19 protein-coding genes and 1 pseudogene are annotated in these 22,478 nt (G+C 42.3%); 10 read left to right on the top strand and 10 right to left on the bottom strand.

The features are described from left to right. Window position 1: 1 nt before the first annotated feature. Window positions 2-4,096, bottom strand: coding sequence for a DUF3110 domain-containing protein (locus IM473_RS00410; RefSeq protein WP_287656837.1), 4,095 nt, complete (start codon window positions 4,094-4,096; stop codon window positions 2-4). Window positions 4,097-4,402: 306 nt separating this feature from the next. Between IM473_RS00410 and IM473_RS00405 the strand changes: the two genes are divergently transcribed. Next, window positions 4,403-4,648 carry a DUF1902 domain-containing protein gene (locus tag IM473_RS00405; protein WP_287656834.1) on the top strand — a complete coding sequence of 82 codons (246 nt, stop codon included), beginning with the start codon at window positions 4,403-4,405 and terminating at the stop codon, window positions 4,646-4,648. Beyond that, window positions 4,649-4,846, top strand: coding sequence for a type II toxin-antitoxin system HicA family toxin (locus IM473_RS00400; protein WP_104396363.1), 198 nt, complete (start codon window positions 4,649-4,651; stop codon window positions 4,844-4,846). Between the two features lie 222 nt (window positions 4,847-5,068). Here IM473_RS00400 and IM473_RS00395 read toward each other — a convergent pair whose 3' ends face one another. From IM473_RS00395 to IM473_RS00385, 3 genes and pseudogenes are all read right to left on the bottom strand, one after another. After that, entirely contained in the window at window positions 5,069-5,347 is a 279-nt protein-coding gene (locus IM473_RS00395; protein ID WP_004162819.1) for a hemolysin XhlA family protein, read from the bottom strand. A gap of 157 nt (window positions 5,348-5,504) precedes the next feature. Then, entirely contained in the window at window positions 5,505-6,473 is a 969-nt protein-coding gene (locus IM473_RS00390; protein ID WP_002757201.1) for a cysteine synthase A, read from the bottom strand. A 6-nt stretch (window positions 6,474-6,479) separates the two neighbouring features. Next, window positions 6,480-6,698, bottom strand: a pseudogene (locus tag IM473_RS00385) (PhoH family protein); the annotation flags it as partial. Window positions 6,699-6,864: 166 nt separating this feature from the next. Between IM473_RS00385 and IM473_RS00380 the strand changes: the two are divergent. From IM473_RS00380 to IM473_RS00370, 3 genes are all read left to right on the top strand, one after another. Continuing rightward, entirely contained in the window at window positions 6,865-7,785 is a 921-nt protein-coding gene (locus IM473_RS00380) for a hypothetical protein (protein WP_287656831.1), read from the top strand. Between the two features lie 563 nt (window positions 7,786-8,348). Further along, on the top strand, window positions 8,349-8,666 hold the full coding sequence (locus IM473_RS00375) for a hypothetical protein (protein ID WP_287656828.1): 318 nt from the start codon (window positions 8,349-8,351) through the stop codon (window positions 8,664-8,666). A 673-nt stretch (window positions 8,667-9,339) separates the two neighbouring features. Beyond that, entirely contained in the window at window positions 9,340-9,756 is a 417-nt protein-coding gene (locus tag IM473_RS00370; RefSeq protein ID WP_002776707.1) for an aconitase family protein, read from the top strand. A gap of 43 nt (window positions 9,757-9,799) precedes the next feature. On the opposite strand, the gene IM473_RS00365 is transcribed toward IM473_RS00370, so the two are convergent. From IM473_RS00365 to rpmI, 3 genes are read right to left on the bottom strand one after another with little or no spacing between them, the layout of a single operon-like run. Continuing rightward, window positions 9,800-10,756, bottom strand: a complete 957-nt coding sequence (locus tag IM473_RS00365) for a PhoH family protein (RefSeq protein ID WP_072926257.1) — start codon at window positions 10,754-10,756, stop codon at window positions 9,800-9,802. 13 nt (window positions 10,757-10,769) lie between these two features. Then, window positions 10,770-11,117, bottom strand: a complete 348-nt coding sequence (gene rplT, locus IM473_RS00360) for a 50S ribosomal protein L20 (protein ID WP_002739593.1) — start codon at window positions 11,115-11,117, stop codon at window positions 10,770-10,772. Window positions 11,118-11,148: 31 nt separating this feature from the next. Next, window positions 11,149-11,352 carry a 50S ribosomal protein L35 gene (rpmI, locus tag IM473_RS00355; RefSeq protein WP_002781071.1) on the bottom strand — a complete coding sequence of 68 codons (204 nt, stop codon included), beginning with the start codon at window positions 11,350-11,352 and terminating at the stop codon, window positions 11,149-11,151. A gap of 210 nt (window positions 11,353-11,562) precedes the next feature. Here rpmI and IM473_RS00350 point away from each other — a divergent pair, with 210 nt between their 5' ends. After that, entirely contained in the window at window positions 11,563-12,738 is a 1,176-nt protein-coding gene (locus IM473_RS00350; RefSeq protein WP_287656825.1) for a transaldolase, read from the top strand. Window positions 12,739-12,944: 206 nt separating this feature from the next. Here IM473_RS00350 and prfA read toward each other — a convergent pair whose 3' ends face one another. Next, window positions 12,945-14,045: a peptide chain release factor 1 gene (gene prfA, locus IM473_RS00345; RefSeq protein WP_287656823.1), complete on the bottom strand. Its 1,101-nt coding sequence runs from the start codon at window positions 14,043-14,045 to the stop codon at window positions 12,945-12,947. A 583-nt stretch (window positions 14,046-14,628) separates the two neighbouring features. Between prfA and IM473_RS00340 the strand changes: the two genes are divergently transcribed. After that, window positions 14,629-16,782 (top strand): polyribonucleotide nucleotidyltransferase, encoded by a 2,154-nt coding sequence (locus IM473_RS00340; RefSeq protein WP_287656822.1) that lies wholly within the window; start codon window positions 14,629-14,631, stop codon window positions 16,780-16,782. A 138-nt stretch (window positions 16,783-16,920) separates the two neighbouring features. On the opposite strand, the gene rpsN is transcribed toward IM473_RS00340, so the two are convergent. Further along, window positions 16,921-17,223, bottom strand: a complete 303-nt coding sequence (gene rpsN, locus IM473_RS00335) for a 30S ribosomal protein S14 (RefSeq protein ID WP_002740009.1) — start codon at window positions 17,221-17,223, stop codon at window positions 16,921-16,923. Window positions 17,224-17,343: 120 nt separating this feature from the next. On the opposite strand from rpsN, the gene IM473_RS00330 reads away from it, so the two are divergent. Further along, on the top strand, window positions 17,344-17,883 hold the full coding sequence (locus IM473_RS00330; protein WP_287656820.1) for an NUDIX hydrolase: 540 nt from the start codon (window positions 17,344-17,346) through the stop codon (window positions 17,881-17,883). Here IM473_RS00330 and IM473_RS00325 read toward each other — a convergent pair. Further along, entirely contained in the window at window positions 17,876-18,058 is a 183-nt protein-coding gene (locus IM473_RS00325) for a hypothetical protein (RefSeq protein ID WP_002739991.1), read from the bottom strand. The two genes, IM473_RS00330 and IM473_RS00325, sit on opposite strands and share 8 nt — an antisense overlap. A gap of 186 nt (window positions 18,059-18,244) precedes the next feature. Between IM473_RS00325 and IM473_RS00320 the strand changes: the two genes are divergently transcribed. Next, window positions 18,245-20,470, top strand: a complete 2,226-nt coding sequence (locus IM473_RS00320; protein ID WP_287656818.1) for a glycosyltransferase — start codon at window positions 18,245-18,247, stop codon at window positions 20,468-20,470. A 297-nt stretch (window positions 20,471-20,767) separates the two neighbouring features. After that, complete coding sequence (locus IM473_RS00315) at window positions 20,768-22,447, top strand: hypothetical protein (protein ID WP_287656816.1); 1,680 nt, start codon at window positions 20,768-20,770, stop codon at window positions 22,445-22,447. Window positions 22,448-22,478 lie beyond the last annotated feature (31 nt).

The following is a 22,478-nucleotide window of genomic DNA, read 5'->3' as shown; positions in this document are numbered from 1 at the left end:
TTTAGATACCTGATGCGGTAAAAGCAGCCCAATAAAAAGGGTTATTGAACAGCTTATAATTAAGTTCAAACCCTTTTATTCTAATTTGTTCATCTTCAATCATATCCATCAATCGATTAAATTCTTTTGATGTTAATTTTTGTTGCATTGACTTGACAATTTTTAGGCAACTATCCAACTGATTAAAGTATTCTTGTACGGTTAAATTCTGTAACCAGTTTTGAGCTTGTTTTAAAGCAACTGGTACAGAAACTTGCTGATTCTCATCAAATAAAATCTCATATAATTTAATCATCAAGAAGGAGGTTGACAGGTCATTAACTGTCCATAAACTACTGACAACACTGGGACTTCCTGCAAACAGAAACCCACTGGGTAAACCGATATATTCATCGCTGATAGAGTTTATATCAATCATGCCAGTTTCGCAAGCGGAAAGGGTGATAAGGCGGCATTTATTCAAGCGCAGTTCAAAGATTTCGCCTAATGTTAAGGGTTCCTTATTCGCTAAAAATAAGGCGGATTCAAGGGGGTTAGCTGGGTTAAAGCTTCCATGACAGGAGAAGTGATAACAGTGGTTATCTGAGGATTTGAGATGGGGAAGAACAGCGTTTTTAGTGGCGTTATCTTTAGCGATAACTTGAGGTTCAGTAAAGAAAGTTGAGAGGATATTAACTTCTAAGTCGGTGTAAAATAAGTCTTTGGTGGGGTTTTGAATGGCGAACAGTTTATTAAAGTCGGAATGGTGAAAAGTTTGGGAGATTTTTTGCAAGATTTGACAACTGGGGGCATATTGTACGCCTTTGGGGAATAAATCTTGTAATTCTGATCTCCCCGTTGCCGACTCCCCACTTTTTAAGGGGGGTTGGGGGGGATCAACAGGTAAGGCGTGTATAGGGAGAATATGCAGAAACCAATGGGGAATAATAATTAAGCGTTGACAAGTATCGGGAATCAGGGCAAGAATATCATTAATATGCAGAATATCAGCAAAAGTCTGTAAGAGGTTAGACAGTTGATTTCTCCATTCTTGTTTGCCATTTTTGGAGTAGTAAAGCTGTAGATAATTTTTGATTGTATCAAATAATTGCTTTACATCATCTTCGGAAGATTGCCAAACTTTAACCTCTCCCTCAGCAGACACCACAAAAGCGAGTATTTTCTCCCCTGTAATGTACCATTGCAGCAGACAAGTTTCAGCATCAGTTAAAGCCTGAATCTCTGTAAATGCGATCGGCTCAACTTTTTGAGTGAGGCTAAAGAGAGGATCTTTAATTTCTCTTGCAATAAAATTATCTAAGTCTTGTTTATATTCTTTCAGATAACTGTGATCTTGAACGTAGGGAGTTAGGTTATCACGACTCATTAAATTCTGGTTAATGCTTTGATGGTGTAAGCGGATTTGCTCGTTAACAACTCTTTGCTTTAATTCATTTAATTGGGCGATAATTTCTTGACTAACGCCTTGGGGTTGTAGGTTTTTCTGGGTGATTAATTCCACAAGGTTACGCCCTTTGCTGCGTTCGATATATTCTAATGCCTTCTCAGGTTGATTGAGGTTAAGATGGGCTTGCACAATGCGATGGAAAACACCAATGGCATTGGATAAAACTTCTTGACGACTGTGGGGGTTTAATGCTTCTAAGCGGGCATTCTCTACCGCTTCAATAGCAATACTATAACCCTCAATTGCAGTTTCCCAATCTTCAATAAGTCTGGCGGTTTCTCCAAGATTTTGTCCTGTATTTGCACACTTTAAGGGAAAATCTGTCGGATTAGCAACTTTTAAACATAAGCGAAAAGCCTCTATCGCTTGAGGAATTTGATCAAGATTTCTGTAAATTAATCCTAGATTATTTTGGGTGCCTGCCCATCTTTCAGGAAACGCATCAAACGTATAAACTTTTAGAGTTTCGTTGGAGTGATAGATTGCTTTTTTCAGGTTATTTTCTCTATTTCCGTATTTTCTTTCAGAATATAATTGAGCTAAATTTCCCTGAATCATGGCCCATTTAACACGATGATTGTCATAAGTATAAACTTGTAGTGCTTCAATTAATAGGCTTTTAGCCATTTCTTGGTTTTCGCTTAATTCACCTTCAGTTTTATCCAAATAAATCAATGCCAAGCCATTTTTTATGTATGCCCATTTATAAGGAAAAAAATTAATTGTAAAAACTTGAAGAGATTCAGTATAATGCTTTATTGATTCTTTTATATTATCGCTTTTATTTCCTTGTATTCTGTATTGGTAGGCATCACCTAAAATCATTTTTGTAAATGCCCAATCATAAGGATAGGCTGTTAAAGTTCTCACTTTAAGAGATTCATTGCAAAAGTTAATAGCCATTTCAATATTATCAGCTTTGTTCCCTTTGATTCTATCTATGTAAATGTTCCCTAAAGCATTTTGATTCATTGCCCATTTATAAGGGTAAGCATTTAATGTTCTTACTTTCAGAGATTCAGTGTAACACTTGATTGCTTCTTCTATATTATTAGCTTTATTACCTTTAATTCTATGAGAATAAGCATGGCCTAAATTATATAGAGTTGTTGCCCAATAAAATGGAGAACTCTTAAAGGTATAAACTTTTAGAGATTCATTAAAAAATCCTATCGCTTCTTCGATATTATCTGCTATATTACCTTTTATTCTACTAACATAAGCATTTCCTAAATTATTTTTTGATCTTGCCCAGTCATAAGGAAAATCATCAAAATCAAAGAAAGTGAGAGAAATTTTATGAAATGTAATAGCAATCTCTTGATTAATAGAAATATTACCCAGAGGAAATTCTTGAAATTTATCGCCAAGATTTACTAGAGCATCCGCAGTATATTTGATATCAAAATCTAGTACACCACCATCTTCAGTATATTCGACTGTCTTTTTCTCAAAAGTTGAAAATGTATTTATCCCCCAATCACTGATTACTTCTATAAAAGAATTATCTAATTTATCTAAGTGTTTTTTAAGAAAATAATTAAAAGATGCAGAAGGTGCAGAACTTAGCTCCAATAACTTTATAAACAACTCAAAATAACTTTGAGGTTGGTTTGCTGAATTGATAATTTCAACTTCATACAAATCAAATAAGCTTGGTAATTCTTGAGCTATGGCAATAATTCCTTGTGATCCTTCTTTTTCCCCGTTTTCTTCAAGCTGCTGTGCAAAACTCCTCATCGTTTCAAGTAACTCCGAATCTAGCAAATCTAAGTTGTCTTCTAATACTTGAGCGAATATTTGTGCGGTTTGTTCCTTATCTTCTGAAGCTGTAGAAAGTATTTTATGAATTAGCTCTAAATACTCTATTTTTAATGAAGGTTTTGAGTCATTAAGTTCTGATGTTGCTTGATTAAAAATTACACCTTCTCTAGGAGGATTTCGATTTTCTTCTTCTGGCACTAAATCCCAATCATAACCCTGCTGCTGACAAAATCCCAAAATATTCTCATATTCTACTGCTTCAACACTCGGTACAGGAAAATTTTGCTCCCCTAATCGTCGTGCGAAAGTAGCCGCATCTTCTTGAGTCTCAAATATTAATATTGTATCCTTATTGCCTGTGCTTATAGTATGAATACCCTCATCATCTGTTCCCACATTGTAAAGCAGAACATAAACAGTTTGAGGTAACTGATTAGAGGGTTGCTGCTGAAAATACTGACTCAAAGAAACAGTTAAATCTTTTAGATTAACCTGTAAATTTTGTAAAATTATCGCTGTACTTTCCCCCTCTTGAAAAATCCCAATCAGTAAATGCTCTGTATCAATAGATTCACTCCCTAATTTATCAGCAAATGATAATGCACTGTTTAAAACGAGTTTTGCGGACTCTGTAAAAGGAATATCTACAGGATTCATTTCTGGGCTAATTCCTGAACCCTTTCCTAGAATTTTTTCAACTTCAATTCGAGCATTTTTTAGCGTTATTCCCTGCTGTCTTAAAACTTGCGACGCAACTCCTGATGCTTCACCGATTAACCCTAAAAATATAAACTCCGCTCCTACAAAATTATGCCCCAAGCGACGCGCTTCCTCCTGCGCTAACATAATTACCTTAATCGCTTTCTCTGTAAACCGTTCAAACATAATTTAGACTCCTTATCACTTCTAAACCACGAAACTTATCAGAACTACAACACCTTGATTCGCCATTCCGTAAAAAATTGGACATAATTGAATGAGGACGATGATAATTGATTAATGAGGTTTAGGTAGGCTTGGGTGCGTTGTTCATTCATAGCGTGGCGGATGGTGGCGGTTAATTCAGTTATAGGCGATTCAGCGGCAATCATCAAGAGTTGGGGATTGGTGGTAAGATTGTCAGAAAGGCGATCGCACTGTATAATCTTGATTGATAGATAAGCTAATTCTACTCACTTGAACTAAATCATCATGAATCAAAAACCGTACCAAGTAGAAGCATTTTGGGATCGAGAGGCGCAAGTGTGGGTAGCAGAGAGTGAAGATATTCCGGGATTAGTCACCGAAGCTGATACCATCGAAGCTTTAACAGCTAAATTACGACAGATGATTCCAGAATTATTACAACTAAATCATCTAATTACTCTTGAACCTCAAGCATCGATAACTTTTGAACTAATTAGTCATCGCCAAGAATCAATTGAGTGCGCTGTTTAGATGGCTACTTCTTTAACACCTGCATTAAAAAAAATGCTCTCAGCAGCCGGATGTTATTTTGAACGTCAAGGTAAAGGAGATCATGAAATTTGGTATAGTCCTCTGACAGAAAGAAGATTTGTAGTTGATAATACTATTAAATCACGCCATACTGCCAATGCAGTTTTGAAACAAGCCGGATTATCTAAAGCCTTTTGAACGCTGTAGAATCTTCATCCATTAATTAAACTACATAGGATTCTATGCTTTTATCACCATTCTAGCATGGCCTAAACATTGGTCGGGGTAGGGGCGAAGCATTCGGATAAAAAATCTAGGGTTTTAGCGATAGGTTATGCCCAAATGCTTCACCCCTACAGTGATTTTCTGCAATTTGAGGAATAACTGTTGCACAAGGCGGTTCAAAATTCATTATCTTAATTATGATTGAGGAAAAGGGAGAATAATATAGCGAATCACTGTTCCTATTAAAGCTGTTCCCAAGATGCCGATTAACGTCCAAATCTGGGCTTTCTGGGAGCCTTTTAATTCTTTTGTATCTTCTTTTACCCCTTCAATATCTTTTTCTAAACTATCGACTTTTTCCTCTAATCTCGCCTGTACTATTTTAATATCCATAACATCTTTTTGTAGATTATCCAACTTCTGATTAATTGAACCTAAAATTTCTTTGAGATCCTGTTCAATAGTAACTGACATCTGATGATTCTCCTAATAATGATAGTTATCAGTATTGTTATCTATCTTGTCTTAATTGCTTGCCCAAAGTCGTGCCTCATTTTCCCTTGCTGCCTTCCCTCATTGTTGCCCTCCCCCTCCCATTATCTCCACTAATTTATGAGCCGATAATTCCTGATTAAGCCAATCCTTTCTCAGCCAACCATTGAGGATTATATAAACGAGATTGATAACGGGCCCCACCATCACAAAGAACAGTAACTATGGTGTGGCCCGGCCCCATTTGTTTAGCTAAAGCCACCGCAGCACCAACATTAATACCCACAGAACCTCCCATAAATAAACCATCTTTTTGTAATAGTTGATAAACAACTTTAATGGCAGTGGGATCATCAATTTGAATGGCATCATCTATGGGTGCGCCTTCCATATTAGCGGTAATACGACTATTACCAATCCCTTCCGTAATTGAACTACCTTCCAGGGTAATTGTCCCAGTTTTCACATAACTATATAAACCGCTACCCATCGGATCCGCCACCACGCAACGCACCTGCGGATTTTGGTCTTTTAAAAACATCGCCACCCCCGCGTAGGTTCCCCCGGTTCCTGTGGCAGCCACCCAAGCATCAATTTTACCGTCGGTTTGTTCCCAGATTTCCCGGCCGGTGGTTTCGTAGTGAGCGCGACGATTAGCCAGATTATCGAATTGATTGGCCCAGATAGCATTTTCCATCTCACTGGCCAATCTCCCCGATAATTTAACGTAATTATTGGCATCTCGGTAGGGAACGGCGGGAACAGTACGCACTTCCGCGCCAAGGGTTCTCAATAGGTCGATTTTCTCTTGGGATTGGGTATCGGGAATGATAATCAGGCATTTATAACCTTTAGCATTGCAGATATGGGCCAAACCGATGCCAGTATTGCCGGCGGTTCCTTCGACAACGGTTCCCCCCGGTTGGAGAGTACCGGCTTTTTCCGCTTCTTGAATAATATATAAAGCGGCCCGATCCTTGACCGAACCACCGGGGTTAAGAAATTCGGCCTTACCGAGAATCTCGCAGCCGGTTTCCTCGCTAAAACTATTGAGACGAATTAGGGGAGTATTACCCACCGCATCGACGAAACCATTTTTAATATCCATAATCTGTTATTTTTCGTGCTGTTCGTAGGCTGAGACGATTTTTTGTACTAAGGGATGACGCACCACATCGGCCCGCGATAGGTAAGAAAAAGCGATCCCTTCTACTGATTTTAGGATTTTTTGAGCGGCAATTAACCCCGATTCCTGTGGTTGCGGTAAATCGGTTTGGGTGACATCTCCGGTTACTACCATGCGCGAACCGAATCCCAAGCGAGTTAAGATCATCAATGCGATCGCACTTTCTCCACTGGGGAATTGAATCGTTGGCCAATTTCTACCACTTTAGCAAAATTGTTGTCTTAGCTGGAAATATTGATTCAATTGGAAGTTTTTTAGCTGTTATTAGTTACTTAACCTAATATATTGGTGGCATTCTGTAAGGAGTCCCGCCGTGACTAACAATTCCATCGAGCCTTTGAATATTGGCAATACGATTAATACTGCCTTCCGTCTTTATCGTGATCGCTTCCAGACTTATGTATTCTTTGCTGTCCGCGCCTGTTTGTGGTCGCTTTTTCCCTTAGTTTTGCAATTAATTCTCAGTCAATTACTTTATCAAACAATTACCCCCGAACAAGGCAGCGATATCGGTTTACGTTTATTTCTTTTCCCGATACAAATTTTCTCGGCTGCTAAGTATCTTTTCAATAATGCGGTTATCTCACGATTAGCTTTTCAAGACATCATTTATCAGCCAGAAACTGCCGGACAAGCGGAAAAAAAAGTTAAGCCGAAAATGTGGCGCTTGTGGTGGATGCAGGTTTTGATCGGTTTGTTGGGAGCGGCAATAATTTTGGCGATAACGCTGTCTCTGGTGCTAGTAGGTTTTATCCCCATCCTTGGTGTATTGCTTATTTTACTGGCTTCTTTCTGTCTTCCTGTTTTCTTCCTTTGGTTATCTGCTCGGATTTATATTGCAGAATTGCCCTTAGTAATTGAAGATAATTTAGGCAGTTGGCAAGCAATCAAGAGAGGTTGGCATTTAACTAAAAACTCGGCTTGGAGAATTGTGGGAGTGATATTTATTGCCAGTTTATTAATTATTCCAGTTTATCTTCTGTCAGGAGCTTTGGCTTCAATTCCCCTTTGGGTCAATTTTTCTTCTTTTTATAGTAGCTTTGAATCGGTGGAGGACTGGGAAACGCTCACGGAAAATCCTCTTTTTTTCCGACAAATGGCGATGTTTTTCTATGGTCTGACTACTATTTTCTTACTTCTGAATATTTTATTAGTTCCTTTTTGGCAATCTCTCAAAAGTGTGATCTATAATCATCTTTTAGACCAGAAAAAAAATGATGGGGGAGAATACTAATAACTGAGCCGCTGTTGATGTAAACTAAGACGCATTTAAACCGCTTATTCTTAGATTAGTTGAACTTCCCCCAATCCCTTTACTGTTGCCTCTTGTCTCGTCTCAACAAGCAATTTATACCCCACAGAAAAAGGGTTTCTCGGAGAAACCCTTTTTCTACTCATGATAATTCTCTCAATCTTTTTATAGTACACATATAGTACATCTGCTCAAAAAAATCGAAAAAGGGTAAAAAGGGAAAAAAGAGAAAAAGGGTTACAAAGTCCTCCCGAATACGCAGACTACCCGAAAACCGTTATTGACAGCAATTCTCATTTTGATGCTAGAAGCAGATTTTAGCACCCCCACCAAAAATGTCATAACCCTCATAATGACTGAATAGCTGAAATTACACCCGTCCAACACTGATTGGCGATCACGATTTTGCCACCTGTTAAATCTCTTTTTCTGTCTGTATAAATTGTTACTTTTTGAAATGAGAATTGCTGATAGTTGACACCAATGATTGACATAAGGAAACCCAAAGTTTATAATGGCAAAGTCAATTACAAATCGGAGAAATCATGAGTAATCCAATAACTCAACTCAAAATTCAGACTCTCAGTCAATCTGGTCCTAAATATGAGGAAGGGTGGGATTTTTTGACCACAGACCTTAATCAAAGAGCTGGCGGAAAATATATCTATCTAGGTTTTCAGGCGATCAGTGGAAACACTCCGGTTACTTCTATCGATGTTAAAGCTTATGATTCTGCACAATCTAATCCCCCCTCTGGTTGGCTTTGGGATCCGTCAGATTTAAATGCAGGCGCAAGTGGTAAGTATATTTATGTGTTGTGGAAAACTGGAGAACCTAAGCCTCCTATAGCGGTAAGCGCTTGAGTGAGATACAGACCAAGCCTTGCCTAGCATGGTTTATAGCTCGTGACACTGTACTTCATACGACTGCACACCGCTATATTATCAATGTTCTAGTTATTGCAGGTAACCAAAGTTCTCCTCCAAATATTCCTGGATGGGTAGCCATTCCCCAAGACCTGAATGAAGGTGCATATGGAGACTATATTTGGCTTTACTACAGCACTACACTACCAAGGAAGTTTAAATAGGGCTTACTGGATAAAAATCTGGTAAAAACTATAGCAAATTTCATCTTCCCAAGCCGATAGCCACTGTGGGATAACGTAGTGGACTGTTTCAGCTAATTTGGTGTATTAGAAAAATGCTATAAATTCTATAATCTAAGACTTTAAGCCAAAATCTATTGCCCTATTTTAGCTGAAACAGTCCAGTAGGATGTGTTAGCCGATCACATAGATCGCGTAGAGTGCGTTTCTTAACGCGCCTTTCTTCTTTCTATATTAGGTTACTACCGTTACTCATCGCGAATATTATCAGGAATAATGGGAATTTCTCTCATTCCCCAATCGTTTGGATAAAGACCTTGAGCAATAAACCGATGAACACCATTATGTCCTTAATCTCAACGGTCAACAGACAATGTATTGCTTGATAGACGCATAAAAGGGCTTAACAGTGTTAATCCCCTACAAAAGTGGTTAACGTTAGTCAATTAGGAGATGTTCCCATCACCAAAGCTTTTATTGGCTCTTGTACTGGCGGAAAACTCTACGATCTCGCCCAAGCGGCGGCTGTATTAAAAGATCGTCAGGTTGCCCAGGGGGTAGATTTATTTGTAGTGCCAGCTTCGATGGAAGTCCGTCAAAAAGCCGAAGAATTGGGCTATCTTACCATTTTTGAGGAATCTGGAGCGCAAATGCTCAAATCTGGTTGTGGAGCTTGTATTAATTCAGGAAAGGGAGTATTAGACAAGGAAGAAACGGGAGTCTATGCCACCAATCGTAATTTTAAAGGACGCAGTGGCGACCCTACCGCTAAAAACTATTTGGCTTCCCCCAGAACGGTCGCAATTTCGGCTGTCAAAGGAAAAATTACTGCCAATCTTGATTAATACTCTCTCGCAAGAGTACAAGAGCGACTATCTCAACAATCTGTTATTTTTCGTGCTGTTCGTAGGCTGAGACGATTTTTTGTACTAAGGGATGACGCACCACATCGGCCCGCGATAGGTAACAAAAAGCGATCCCTTCTACTGATTTGAGGATTTTTTGAGCGGCAATTAACCCCGATTCCTGTTGTTGCGGTAAATCGGTTTGGGTGACATCTCCGGTTACTACCATGCGCGAACCGAATCCCAAGCGAGTTAAGACCATTTTTAACTGTGCTGGGGTGGTATTTTGGGCCTCATCAACGATAACAAAAGCATTAGCTAAGGTTCGTCCCCGCATATAAGCTAAGGGAGCGATTTCAATTTTACCCCGTTCCATCAGGTCGGGAATTTTGGCCGCTTCGATAAATTCGTATAAAGCATCGTAGAGGGGACGCAAAAAAGGATCGACTTTTTGCTGTAAATCCCCCGGGAGAAAGCCTAATTTTTCCCCCGCTTCCACGGCCGGCCGGGTAAGGATAATCCGTTCTACTTTATCTTCTAATAAAGCCTGTACAGCCAAAACGGCGGCTAAAAAGGTTTTCCCCGTGCCGGCAGGTCCAATACAAAAGGTGATATCGTGACTTTGAATCGCTTGGATATATTGACGCTGACGGAAGGTTTTCGCCCGAATTAGCTCCCCGCGACGGGTACGAGCGAGAATATCCTGCTGTAGTTCTTTATACTCGCTAGAACGCCCCGTATCGAGGGCATGGATAGCGGTCATAATATCGGCTTCGGCGATTAACTTGGCCTCTTGCCATAAAATACTTAAGGAGCGTACAATCGCTGTGGCACGCTCCACCGGGGTTGGTTGTCCCCCAATCCGCAATTCCATGCCTCTGAGGACTAAATTCGCCCCAGTTTGCCTGGCTATCAATTTGAGGTTAGCTTCTTGATGACCCGCTAAAGCGATCGCACTTTCTGAACTGGGGAATTGAATCGTTTGCCAAGTTTCCGTCATGCTTGGGGCTAAATTATCCTTTGGCTGTTTCTACCACTTTAGCAAAAGCGACGGGATCGAGGACAGCTAATTGGGCCAACATTTTCCGATTCAGGAGGATATTAGCTTTCTTTAATTGTCCGGTTAGTTGGCTGTAACTGATGCCCTGTTGACGAGCAGCCGCGTTAATGCGGGTAATCCAAAGACGACGAAAATCGCGTTTACGTTTGCGACGGTCTCTATAGGCATTCCGCAAGGCCTTCATTACCTGTTGGTTAGCGGTACGGAATAAGCGCGAGTGGGAACCGCGAAAACCTTTGGCTAATTTGAGAACTTTTTTGCGTCGCTTGCGGGCGACATTCCCCCGTTTTACTCTAGACATGATAATCCTTTAGACGATTTTTCTGGAAAATTTACAAATAGGGCAACATTAAGCGCACTTCCTTCTCGTCGCGCTCGTGTACCAGGGTAATCTGGGACAAACGACGGCGCTTGCGTTCGGCACTCTTATGATCGAGTAGATGATTTTTGAAGGCTTTGCGACGTTTGATTTTTTTGCCGCTTCCCGTGGCCTCAAATCGTTTGGCCGCCGCCTTTCGCGTTTTTAGCTTGGGCATAAACTCCCTTTTATTAAATCGACACAATCACTAATACTATCACAAATAGAGGACTTTAGGCAAGGAGTGGCCAAAAGATTCCCCGGCTCATCCTTACTTTGGCCAGGTCTGTACTTGGGAATTAAATCAATCGGGAATTTTTCCCCTTCCTCTTGATCGAATCGCTAAGATCCAGATAATGTCTCGCGTTAACACGCATCTGGAGAAGTTATGGCTAAAACCCTACTAGAACAATTACGCCAATTTACAGTGGTTGTTGCCGATACCGGCGATATCCAAGCGATCGAAGCTTTTACCCCCCAAGATACCACCACTAACCCCTCCCTGATCACGGCTGCGGCCCAAATGCCCCAATATCAGCCGATTGTCGATCAAACCCTGCAAGCGGCCAGAAAAGAATTAGGGGAGCAGGCCACCCCGGAAGATGTGGCCAAATTAGCTTTTGATCGTCTAGCGATCGGTTTTGGTCTGCAAATCCTGCAAATCGTCCCCGGCCGCGTCTCCACCGAAGTGGATGCCCGTCTTTCCTACGATACCCAAGCTACCATCGACAAGGCCCGTTATCTCATTTCCCAGTATGAACAAGCGGGTATCTCTAGAGAAAGAGTCTTAATTAAAATTGCCTCGACTTGGGAAGGGATTAAAGCGGCAGAAGTCCTCGAAAAAGAAGGAATTCACTGTAATTTAACCCTATTATTCGGTTTTCATCAGGCGATCGCCTGTGCGGAAGCGGGAGTCACCTTAATTTCTCCCTTTGTCGGTCGCATTCTCGATTGGTATAAAAAAGAAACTGGTAAAGACTACGTTGGTGCTGAAGATCCCGGAGTCCAATCCGTTACCCAGATCTATAACTACTATAAAAAGTTTGGCTATAAAACCGAAGTTATGGGGGCAAGTTTCCGCAATATCGGTGAAATTTGCGAGTTAGCTGGTTGTGATCTTTTAACCATTTCTCCGAAACTTCTCGAACAATTACAAGAGACAGAAGCCGATTTACCCCGTAAGCTCGATCCAGACCAGGCTGCAACCCTTGATATTGTCAAAATTACCATGGATCAAGCGACTTTTGAGAAAATGCACGCCGAAGATGCCATGGCTTCCGAAAAACTAGCGGAAGGTATTCAAGGTTTTACCAAAGCTTTAGAATTATTGGAACAATTGCTGATTCAACGTTTAACCCAGTTGGAAGGTCAGTCAACCCTAGAACACGCCGCCGAAGATATTTTCCGAGTCTATGACCATGATGGCGATGGTTTCATCACCCGGGAAGAATGGGCGGGAACCGATGCGGTATTCGATGCGATCGATATTAACCATGATGGGAAGATTTCTCCCGATGAGATCGCTGTCGGTTTGGGTGCGGCTTTTCGTTTAGTGGAAGCTTAGAATTAGTCGTGAGTTGAACTAACCGGCATCAGTCCCCACCCGCACTCACCCCCACCAGTGGGGAAAGTGCCGGAAGTGGGGAGCTTTTTGTTGTGAATAGTAAACAGTAACCAGTAATCAGTAATCAGTGAACAGAAAGCTCTGAACTTGCCACTCAATACTATTCACTGAAAAATAAAATCTGATCACTGGTAACTGATCACTGATTAAGCTGTCTCTTGGGCAGCGGCTAATTCCTCCAGTTTTCCCTGTTGATCCTTGGCGATACAGGATTGAATCACATCTTCGATATCGCCGTCTAAAATGCGATCGAGGGAAAAATTCTGATTTAAGCGATGATCGGTGAGACGATTATCCTTATAGTTATAGGTGCGAATTTTTTCCGAACGCGAACCGGTTCCCACCTGAGAGCGTCGCATGGAACTGACCGCTTCCTGTTGTTCCTGTAACTTCATATCGTACAGTTTCGCCCGGAGAATCTGCATAGCTCGTTCCCGGTTTTGCAATTGCGAGCGTTCTTCGGTGCAAAAAACCCGGATTCCCGTGGGTTTATGGATTAAATCGACCGCAGTTTCCACTTTATTGACATTTTGACCGCCTGCTCCCCCAGATCTAGCCGTGGTTAACTCAATATCCTTGGGATCGATATGCACTTCCACATCGTCCACTTCTGGCATAATCGCCACGGTAGCGGTGGAAGTGTGGACGCGACCACTCGCTTCCGTCAGAGGAACCCGCTGCACCCGATGGACTCCTGCCTCAAATTTCAGCTTACTATAGACGTTATCGCCTTTAATCTCTAAAATTGCCTCTTTAAATCCTCCCATATCCGCTGGAGATTCACTCAAAAGGCTAACTTTCCAGTTTTGAGTTTCGGCATATTTTGAGTACAAACGCACTAAATCCCCCGCCCAAATACTGGCCTCATCACCGCCAGTCCCGGCGCGAATTTCCAGCATGATATTCTTTTCATCGAGGGGATCCCGGGGCAGCAGCAGAATTGTTAATTGGTCTTCCAAAGTGGCGATTTTTGCCTCTAATTCTGCCACTTCTAGGGCGGCCATTTCGCGTAATTCGGGATCGCTGGCGGATTCTTTGAAGATTTGTTTCGCACCGATTAAATCCTCTTGACTTTTTTGCCAAATTTCGTAGGTGTTGACCGTTTCCTCTAGGGAAGCGCGGGATTTGGCCAGACGATGCAATTCACCAGGATTACTGGTGACATCGGGATCCGCTAGACGACGGGTTAATTCTTTGTAGGTCTGTTCTACAGATTGCAGTTTGTTTAATAAGTAACTTTCAGCCATGATCGATAATAAATAGGGTTAAACGGGGTTAATTGGAAGATAACCCGCAAATTCACTGGAATAGAAGCGTCTGACAGATAATAGAGACGCAATCCTTTTAATTGTCTTAATTTTCTTTGTCTGGGGTTCTTCGAGCCTGGAAAAATCCCGCCCAACTGCTGACAGTCAGTCAGTTTTGCTAATACTTAGAAATATTTTTAGGCCAGCAAGCGGCAAGGGAAGACATTTTTTTTCTTAACCAGATTATTCCTCTATCTGAAACTATCATTTTTTGGCCGGTTTGAGCAAGTCATGTTAAATCCTGTTTAAAAGCAGGGAAGTGGGGAAGTGGGGAATTGGGGTGTGGGGTGTGGGGTGTGGGGTAGTGGGGTAGTGGGGTGTGGGGTGTGGGGTGTGGGAAATTGGGGAAGTGGGGAGATCGGAGATGGAAGCAGGGAGAAAAAAGCTGATAACCGATAACTGATCACTGATAACTGATCACTGATAACTGATCACTGAATACTAAACCTGCCGGAAAGGGGTACAAAAAATGCTAGGATTGCCACAGCACAGAGAAAAGTGAAAGAAAGGAATATAGCTTTACATGGAAGAGTTTGACAAGTCAATATCCTTTGATGGCAGGGATATTCGACTAAAAATAGGGCTTTTAGCCCCCCAAGCTGGCGGGAGTGTTCTGATCCAATCGGGAGAAACGGCGGTTTTAGTGACAGCAACCACAGCCAAAGCCAGAGAAGGAGTAGATTTCCTACCCTTAACCGTTGACTATGAAGAAAGATTATACGCCGCCGGGCGCATCCCGGGAGGATTTTTGCGTCGTGAAGGTCGTCCCCCGGAAAAAGCGATTCTGACTGGTCGTTTGATCGATCGCCCCCTGCGGCCCCTATTTCCCAGTTGGATGCGGGATGATATTCAGGTGGTCGCTACGACCCTCTCGATGGATGAGGAGGTACCCCCGGATGTTTTGGCTGTTACTGGAGCCTCCGTGGCGGTTTTGTTGGCAGGTATTCCCTTCCAAGGACCGATGGCAGCGGTGCGCGTCGGTTTATTAGGGGATGAATTTATCATCAATCCCACCTACAAGGAAATCCATAACGGAGAATTGGATCTAGTGGTGGCCGGTAGTCCTGAAGGGGTGGTGATGATCGAAGCGGGAGCCAATCAGTTACCGGAACGGGATATTATTGAGGCGATCGATTTTGGTTATGAAGCAGTGCGCGACCTGATCACCGCTCAACGGGAATTGATCGATCAGTTGGGTATTCCCCTCGTCACCCGAGAAGCACCGGCAGTAAACGAAACCGTGCAGAATTTCCTGAGAGAACAAGCTAAAGAGGAAATTAAACAGATTCTCTCTCAGTTTACCCTCAGCAAAACCGAACGGGATGAGAAATTAGATGCGATCGAAAATCGGCTCAAGGAAACTATAACCGCTCTCCCCGATGAAGATCCCTTAAAAGCTCCAACGCTGGAAGAGCCAAAGTTAATCGGTAATCTCTTTAAGGATCTGACCAAAAAACTGATGCGCGCCCAAATTATCGAGGATGGGGTGCGGGTTGATGGTCGTAAACTGGACGAAGTACGCCCGATTTCTTGCCGGGTAGGAGTTTTACCCCGTCGGGTTCACGGTAGCGGTTTGTTTAATCGCGGTTTAACCCAAGTGCTTTCGATCGCCACTCTTGGCACCCCCGGTGATGCTCAGGATTTGGGCGACGATCTCCATCCCGAAGACGAAAAACGCTATCTTCATCACTACAATTTCCCACCCTTTTCCGTCGGTGAAACCCGTCCCATGCGTTCTCCCGGCCGTCGAGAAATCGGTCACGGTGCTTTAGCGGAAAGGGCGATCGTACCTGTCCTTCCCCCCCAGGAGGAATTTCCCTATGTGCTGCGGGTGGTGTCGGAAGTCCTCTCTTCTAATGGTTCCACCTCCATGGGTTCCGTGTGCGGTTCTACCCTGGCGCTGATGGATGCCGGTGTTCCCCTGAAAAAACCCGTTAGCGGTGCGGCCATGGGTTTAATTAAAGAAGGGGAAGAAGTGCGGATTTTGACCGATATTCAGGGTATCGAGGATTTTCTGGGAGATATGGACTTTAAGGTGGCTGGTACTGATTCTGGCATCACCGCTCTCCAGATGGATATGAAAATCCCCGGTTTAACCATGGAAGTGGTGGCCAAGGCGATCGAACAAGCTTTACCGGCCCGCAAACATATCCTCGAGAAGATGTTAGCGACCCTAGAAAAACCCCGCACGGAATTATCTCCCCACGCACCCCGGTTATTGACGATCAAGATCGATCCGGATCTGATCGGGTTAGTCATCGGGCCGGGTGGTAAGACGGTTAAAGGGATTACTGAACAGACCGGCACGAAAATCGATATCGATGACGATGGTACTGTCACCATTTCCTCTACCGATGGGGAACAGGCCGAAAAAGCTAAACGACTGATCTACAATATGACCCGCAAACTCAATGAGGGTGAGGTTTATCTCGGTCGCGTGACTCGCATTATCCAAATCGGTGCTTTTGTGGAAGTTTTGCCAGGCAAAGAGGGAATGATCCATATTTCCCAATTGGCCGAGGGACGCGTCGGTAAGGTGGAGGATGAAGTGGCCGTGGGGGATGAGGTGTTAGTCAAGGTACGCGAGATCGATAGTAAAGGTCGTCTCAATCTCACCCGTCTCGGTATTCATCCCGATGAGGCCGCCGCTGCCCGTAAAGCTGCTACTGTAGTCTAGGTAAATTTTCTGTTCATGGTTAACTCTCGATCGCTCGATCGAGAGTTTTTATTTTATCGCTAAAATTACCTAAAAACAGCAATAGAGACGCAAAAACCACGCCTCTATCCCAGTATTTTCCCTAGATATTGTTTCTGACTACCAGCTAGACTTGACCACACCGGGTAAAAGACCTTGGTGAGCCCATTCGCGTAAAACGTTGCGGGATAAACCAAAATCGCGATAGTATCCTCTCGGTCTGCCGGTCGTTAAACAACGGTTGCGGTGACGACTGGGGGCGCTATTGCGGGGTAATTCCTGTAATTTTTGGTGAATTGCTAGTTTTTCTTCAAAATCTTCGGCGGTACGGAATTGTTCTTTTAGTTCCGCCCGTTTAGCTTCGTATTTTTGTCTGAGACGAGCGCGTTTTTTCTCGCGTTCTACCATCGATTTTTTTGCCATGGGGTTTCTCGAAAAAGATTTAACCTGTAAAGACAGCATTTTCTATTATAACCTGAAACACCGGTGACAAAGGTGACATTTCTTGATATTAATTCTTAAAGTCCTAGTTGCAAATTTTCTATGTCTGAACCGCCTCAATTTCTCCAACAACGTCTTTTTTATCAGGGTCGCGTCTTTCAATTTGAAGTCTCGAAACTGCGTTTACCTAACGGTGTCGAGGGAGAATGGGAATGTGTGCGTCATCCGGGGGGTGCTTTAGCAGTTCCAATCACCAAGGAAGGTCAATTAGTTTTAGTACGTCAGTATCGGTTTAGTTTGCAAGCTCGCATTCTGGAATTTCCCGCCGGAACGATCGATGAAGGAGAAGACCCCGCTACGACGGTAAAACGAGAATTAGAGGAAGAAGCGGGTTATCGGGCGCACAATTGGCAATCTTTGGGTAAATTTGCCCTAGCGCCTGGTTATTCCGATGAATACATCTATGCTTTTCTGGCCAGGGATCTGGAAAAATTAAGCTTGCCCCCCGCTCAAGATGCCGATGAAGATCTGGAAGTGGTTTTGATGAGTTTTGAGGAAATGGAATCAGCGATCGCTAGGGGAGAATCGATCGATGCTAAAACTATTACTAGCTTCTATCTGGCCCGTTTAGCCCTTAATTAATCTTTTCAATCACCGTTTGTCCTAGTTGAATCAACTCAAAACCGATAAAAAGGCTTAAAATCACGGTGACAGCCTGATTAAGTAGGGGTATATTGCCTTTACCTAGAACAGAAGCGACGAATTTGACCACAACTAAAACGAGAGCGCTAACAACGGCGATTTTGACGGCTATCATAGATTAATTTTTCCTCACGGTTAACCGAAGTATACTATTTTTAGACTTTTTCTCGCTAGTTTCATCTTCGGCTTGATACAAAATTTAGCATTTTGGTGGAGAGCGCTCCTGTCATTGCCAAAAATGCCCGGGTTTTTGTTAAGAATTGTAAAATGTAGTTAGATTTATTCACTCAGAAAGGGATTTATGTCTAACCGAGAGTCGATTTTTCCATTCCCTCAAAAACCAGTGTATTCCTCCGTATTCAAGCCGATTTTAGCGATAATATCAGTTATCTTAATTATGTTAGCAGTGATCGGCGGGTTAATGATGGTCAGTTTATCATTATGTTGGCCGGAAGACAATATTTATCGATTACTCCTTGGCTTAGTAGAAGATTTTTTTAATCCCTTTGCTTGGATTAAAGTTCCCACGGTTGCTCATAGCTATCAATTATTATTACCCACGGTTATCCTGCTAATTTCTACGCAGTTAATCATTTTCTTGTCTCCGCGTCCGCAAGTTTGGTCAAGATTAGTCATTATTTCTATCACTCTCGCTATCACCCTGCGCTATCTACTCTGGAGGATTCTGGAAACCTTAAATCTTTCTACTCCTCTCAATGGCTTTTTTAGTTTACTACTTTTAGGCGTTGAGATGATGGTTTTAAGTATTAGCATAATTCAGTTAGTTTTAGTCTTAACCACGAAGGATAGACGCAAAGAAGCTGATTTTTATAGCCAAGCAGTGATCAATAAACAGTATTTGCCCACGGTAGATATTCTGATTCCCACCTATAATGAGCCAGCCTTCATCTTAAAAAGAACTATTATCGGTTGTCAAGCCCTTAATTATCCTCATAAAAATATTTATATCCTCGATGATACCCAGAGATTAGAAATTAATCAATTGGCAGAAAAATTAAATTGTCATTATCTGACTCGTGAGGATAGAAAAAATGCTAAAGCAGGTAATTTAAACCATGCTCTCAGACAAACCCAAGGGGAATTAGTGGTAGTTTTTGATGCAGATTTTATCCCTTGTCGGAACTTTCTAGAAAGAACTGTTGGCTGGTTTCAAAACCCAAAAATTGCCCTAGTGCAAACTCCCCAAAGCTTTTATAATGCCGATCCTATTGCCCATAACTTAGGTTTAGAAAATATCGTTACTCCCGATGAAGAATTATTTTATCGTCATATCCAACCGGCTAAAGATGGGGTGGGTAGTCCTGTCTGTGCTGGCACTTCTTTTATTGTCAGAAGAAAAGCATTAGAGGAAGTGGGATATTTTAATATAGAATCTATTAGTGAAGACTATTTCACTGGAATTGCTATCTCTGCCAAAGGTTATGAAGTTATTTACTTAAATGAAAAACTCAGTGCTGGTTTATCTGCTGAAAGTTTATCGGCTTATTTACGGCAAAGATTGCGCTGGGCAAGGGGAACTTTACAGGCATTTTTTATCAAAGCTAATCCCCTGAAAATTGCGGGACTAACCCTACCCCAAAGATTGGCACACTTAGAAGGTATCTTATCTTGGTTTTCTCCCTTAGCTCGTTTATTTTCTCTGCTTATTCCTCTCCTTTATACCTTTGGATATATCGTACCTTTGAACATTACCATCGATGAGACAATCTATATCTTTTTACCCTACATGATGCTGCAGTTAGCCACTTATCACTGGTTAAATTCTCGCTCGCGCTCTATTGTTTTTTCTGAGGTACTATCGATGATTATTTGTGTACCTACAGCCCTAACAGTTCTCCATATTCTTTGGAAACCCTTTGACAAAGGATTTCAGGTGACACCGAAGGGAATTGCTCGCCAAAATTATCAATATAATTGGCGTTTATCCTACCCATTGCTGTTTTTTCTCACCATTACTTTAATTGGTATTTTATTTAATTTACACCATCACAATTATCAAGAAAGTTCCATAAATTTTGGCTTGATTTTGGCTATATATAACGTGGTTATTATCATGACTGCTCTGGTGGCTTTATTGGAAGCTCCCCTCACCCTAGAAACTCAATATCAAGTACTGGAATCTCCTGTTAACTTGATCACAGAATCGGATATAATTATACAGGGCAATCTCAAAAAACTTTCGGAAATAGGAGCAGAAATTCACCTGAGTCAACCCATCTCCTCAGAAAAATTGCTCCTAGATATTTTAGGCGAAGATTTGCGCCTATCGGCTCATCTAGTCAATCTAGAAAAACGAGGAAAAATCTGGCAAGCAACCCTTAAATTCCAGCCACTTACCCTATCAGAGCAAAGAAAATTAATTACTTTTCTATTCTGTCGTCCCCAGCGCTGGCAACCGAAAAATACGGCGGGAGAATTACAATCACTTTGGTTGTTAATTATCAGCTTTTTTCGGGGAATCGGCTTGATTTGGCGGGCAATTCTGAATCGAAAAACAGCCCTTTAGTTTAGTCAAAAGTCGAAAATACTTAAGTAGCTGGTTATAATTAAATTAAAAATAGATTCTAGGTTCGATCCCCCCTGCCCCCCTTGATAAGGGGGGGCCGATCCCCCTTAATAAAGGGGGCATCTGATAATTTTTAACGCCTACCTACTTATCGAAAAATTACTGGCTGACTATTCTATTAACTGGCTTTTGTCTGTGATTTTACTCACAGTGCTATTCCTGTATTATCACATTTGTCACTTGACCAAAACTTGACAGTATTATAATAAAAGTAACCATTCTTAGATGGACTGGCCCATGAACAATCGTTTATACCTTCACCTGATGGCTAATAGGGAAAAAGGGTTTGCCTTGGCTCTTGCCCTGTTAATTGGAGTTATCATAATGGGAACAGGAATAACTGTGATTATGCGCGTCCAAGGAGACCAATCGAAAGTAATTGCCCAAAAAGCCCAGGCTGATAGTTTAACAAGTTCCGAAGCTGGAGTGGCTCGCGTGCAGGATTTACTGAATAGCGTTCGAGTCATGGCAACGGTTGATAGTAATTGTACTGCTGGCGATTGTTGGCAGACCGCCCAAGTACCTACTGGCAATCCTAGTACCAATTTACAAAAAGATTTAAAAAAATTAGCCATTGCCACCGCCTGTGGTAATCGCAATCGTAATAACGAAATTGCCTACAAAATACTCGCACCCACAGAACAACGAGCAGTAAATCCAGGATTAAGAGATTTGGCTAGTGGTGAATGGTTTCAGTTGAATGATAATCGTTATTATCGCGTGGTTGCATACAATTTTACCCCAAGCTCTGACCCCAATATTTTGGGTTGGGGAGTTCTCATCCTCGAAGGACGTTCTCGCAAAAGTGCCGAAACAGACCTAACTAACATTGATATCAATAGAGATAGTGGCGACAACGCCGCCTCGCGTAACCGCGTGGTAGTAACTATCCCGATTCTGCCTTCCCTTCCCCTCGCATTTACTCGCACCACGGTTCCCGCTTTGTGGATAAGGGAGGGAGCCACAGAAGATCTAAGTCAAACTAGCCAGATTACGGTCAGCAATCCGAATTATTCTGGCGGTGCTAAATTTCAGGGGGATGTGGTTATGAGCGACACCACGGTGGCGACGGGATTTGTCGAGGAGACAGGAACTTTGCAACCGAACCTAGAATGTCATATTAACCAAAATAATATTCAACAGCCCGAACCCCCCGAACCTGCACCCAATACCCCCTACAAAGCGCAATTTGTCGGTGTCCCTTTCCCCAATTTACCGGAGCCTCCCAACGGTATTACAAACCTAGGAGAACTTACCAGTCCTCTTTTGCCTGCTCAGAAAACTTTTCCCAGACAGGGAGACACACCCACTAATCGCACGATTAACGGTCAAAGCGTACAGGTGTACGAGTATATCGTTGATAATATCAACTTGAGTGGTAACGATAAGATTGCCATTACTCCAGGGCAACGGGTGGTTTTTTATGTTAGAGGTGATATTAACGGTGTCATCGAACACGACTGCAGCAGTGTTAGCCCACCCACGGTTTGTAAACCGGGCAATCTACAAATTTATGCCGATAATGGATTAGGTGCCGCCGCGCCGCAAATTTGTCTGAGAGTGGGTCAAAACCAAAGACTAGAAGCGTTTATCTTTGCTCCTGACTATTCCCTCGGTAAAACCGGTAACGGTGATTTCGTCGGCGCCGCCTGGGGTAAAAATTGGGGCAAAATTTCAACCTGTGGCTCAAATAGCGGCGCAGTTGCTGTGACCCAAGGGGTAGAATGGACTGACTTAATCAAAAACCTGAAACCCAATCCCTTAAACACTTTGCCCCGACTTGGTAAGATTGCCAATTGGTGTGAGGAACCTGACAGGGGGACAAGAAAGATGAAATCCATAGATCATAAGCTTTTCATGGTTTTGGCTCGAAAAAGTTCGCCGCACCATCTCTCACTTATTAATAATAATTCCTAGTAAGCTCGCTCCTATCCCTAATTCTTTCGTT

Origin of the sequence: Microcystis sp. M015S2, assembly GCF_020245945.1 — a bacterium.
Lineage (GTDB): Bacteria > Cyanobacteriota > Cyanobacteriia > Cyanobacteriales > Microcystaceae > Microcystis.
Note: the sequence above shows the minus strand (reverse complement) of the source record. Positions and strands in the feature narration are given on the sequence as shown.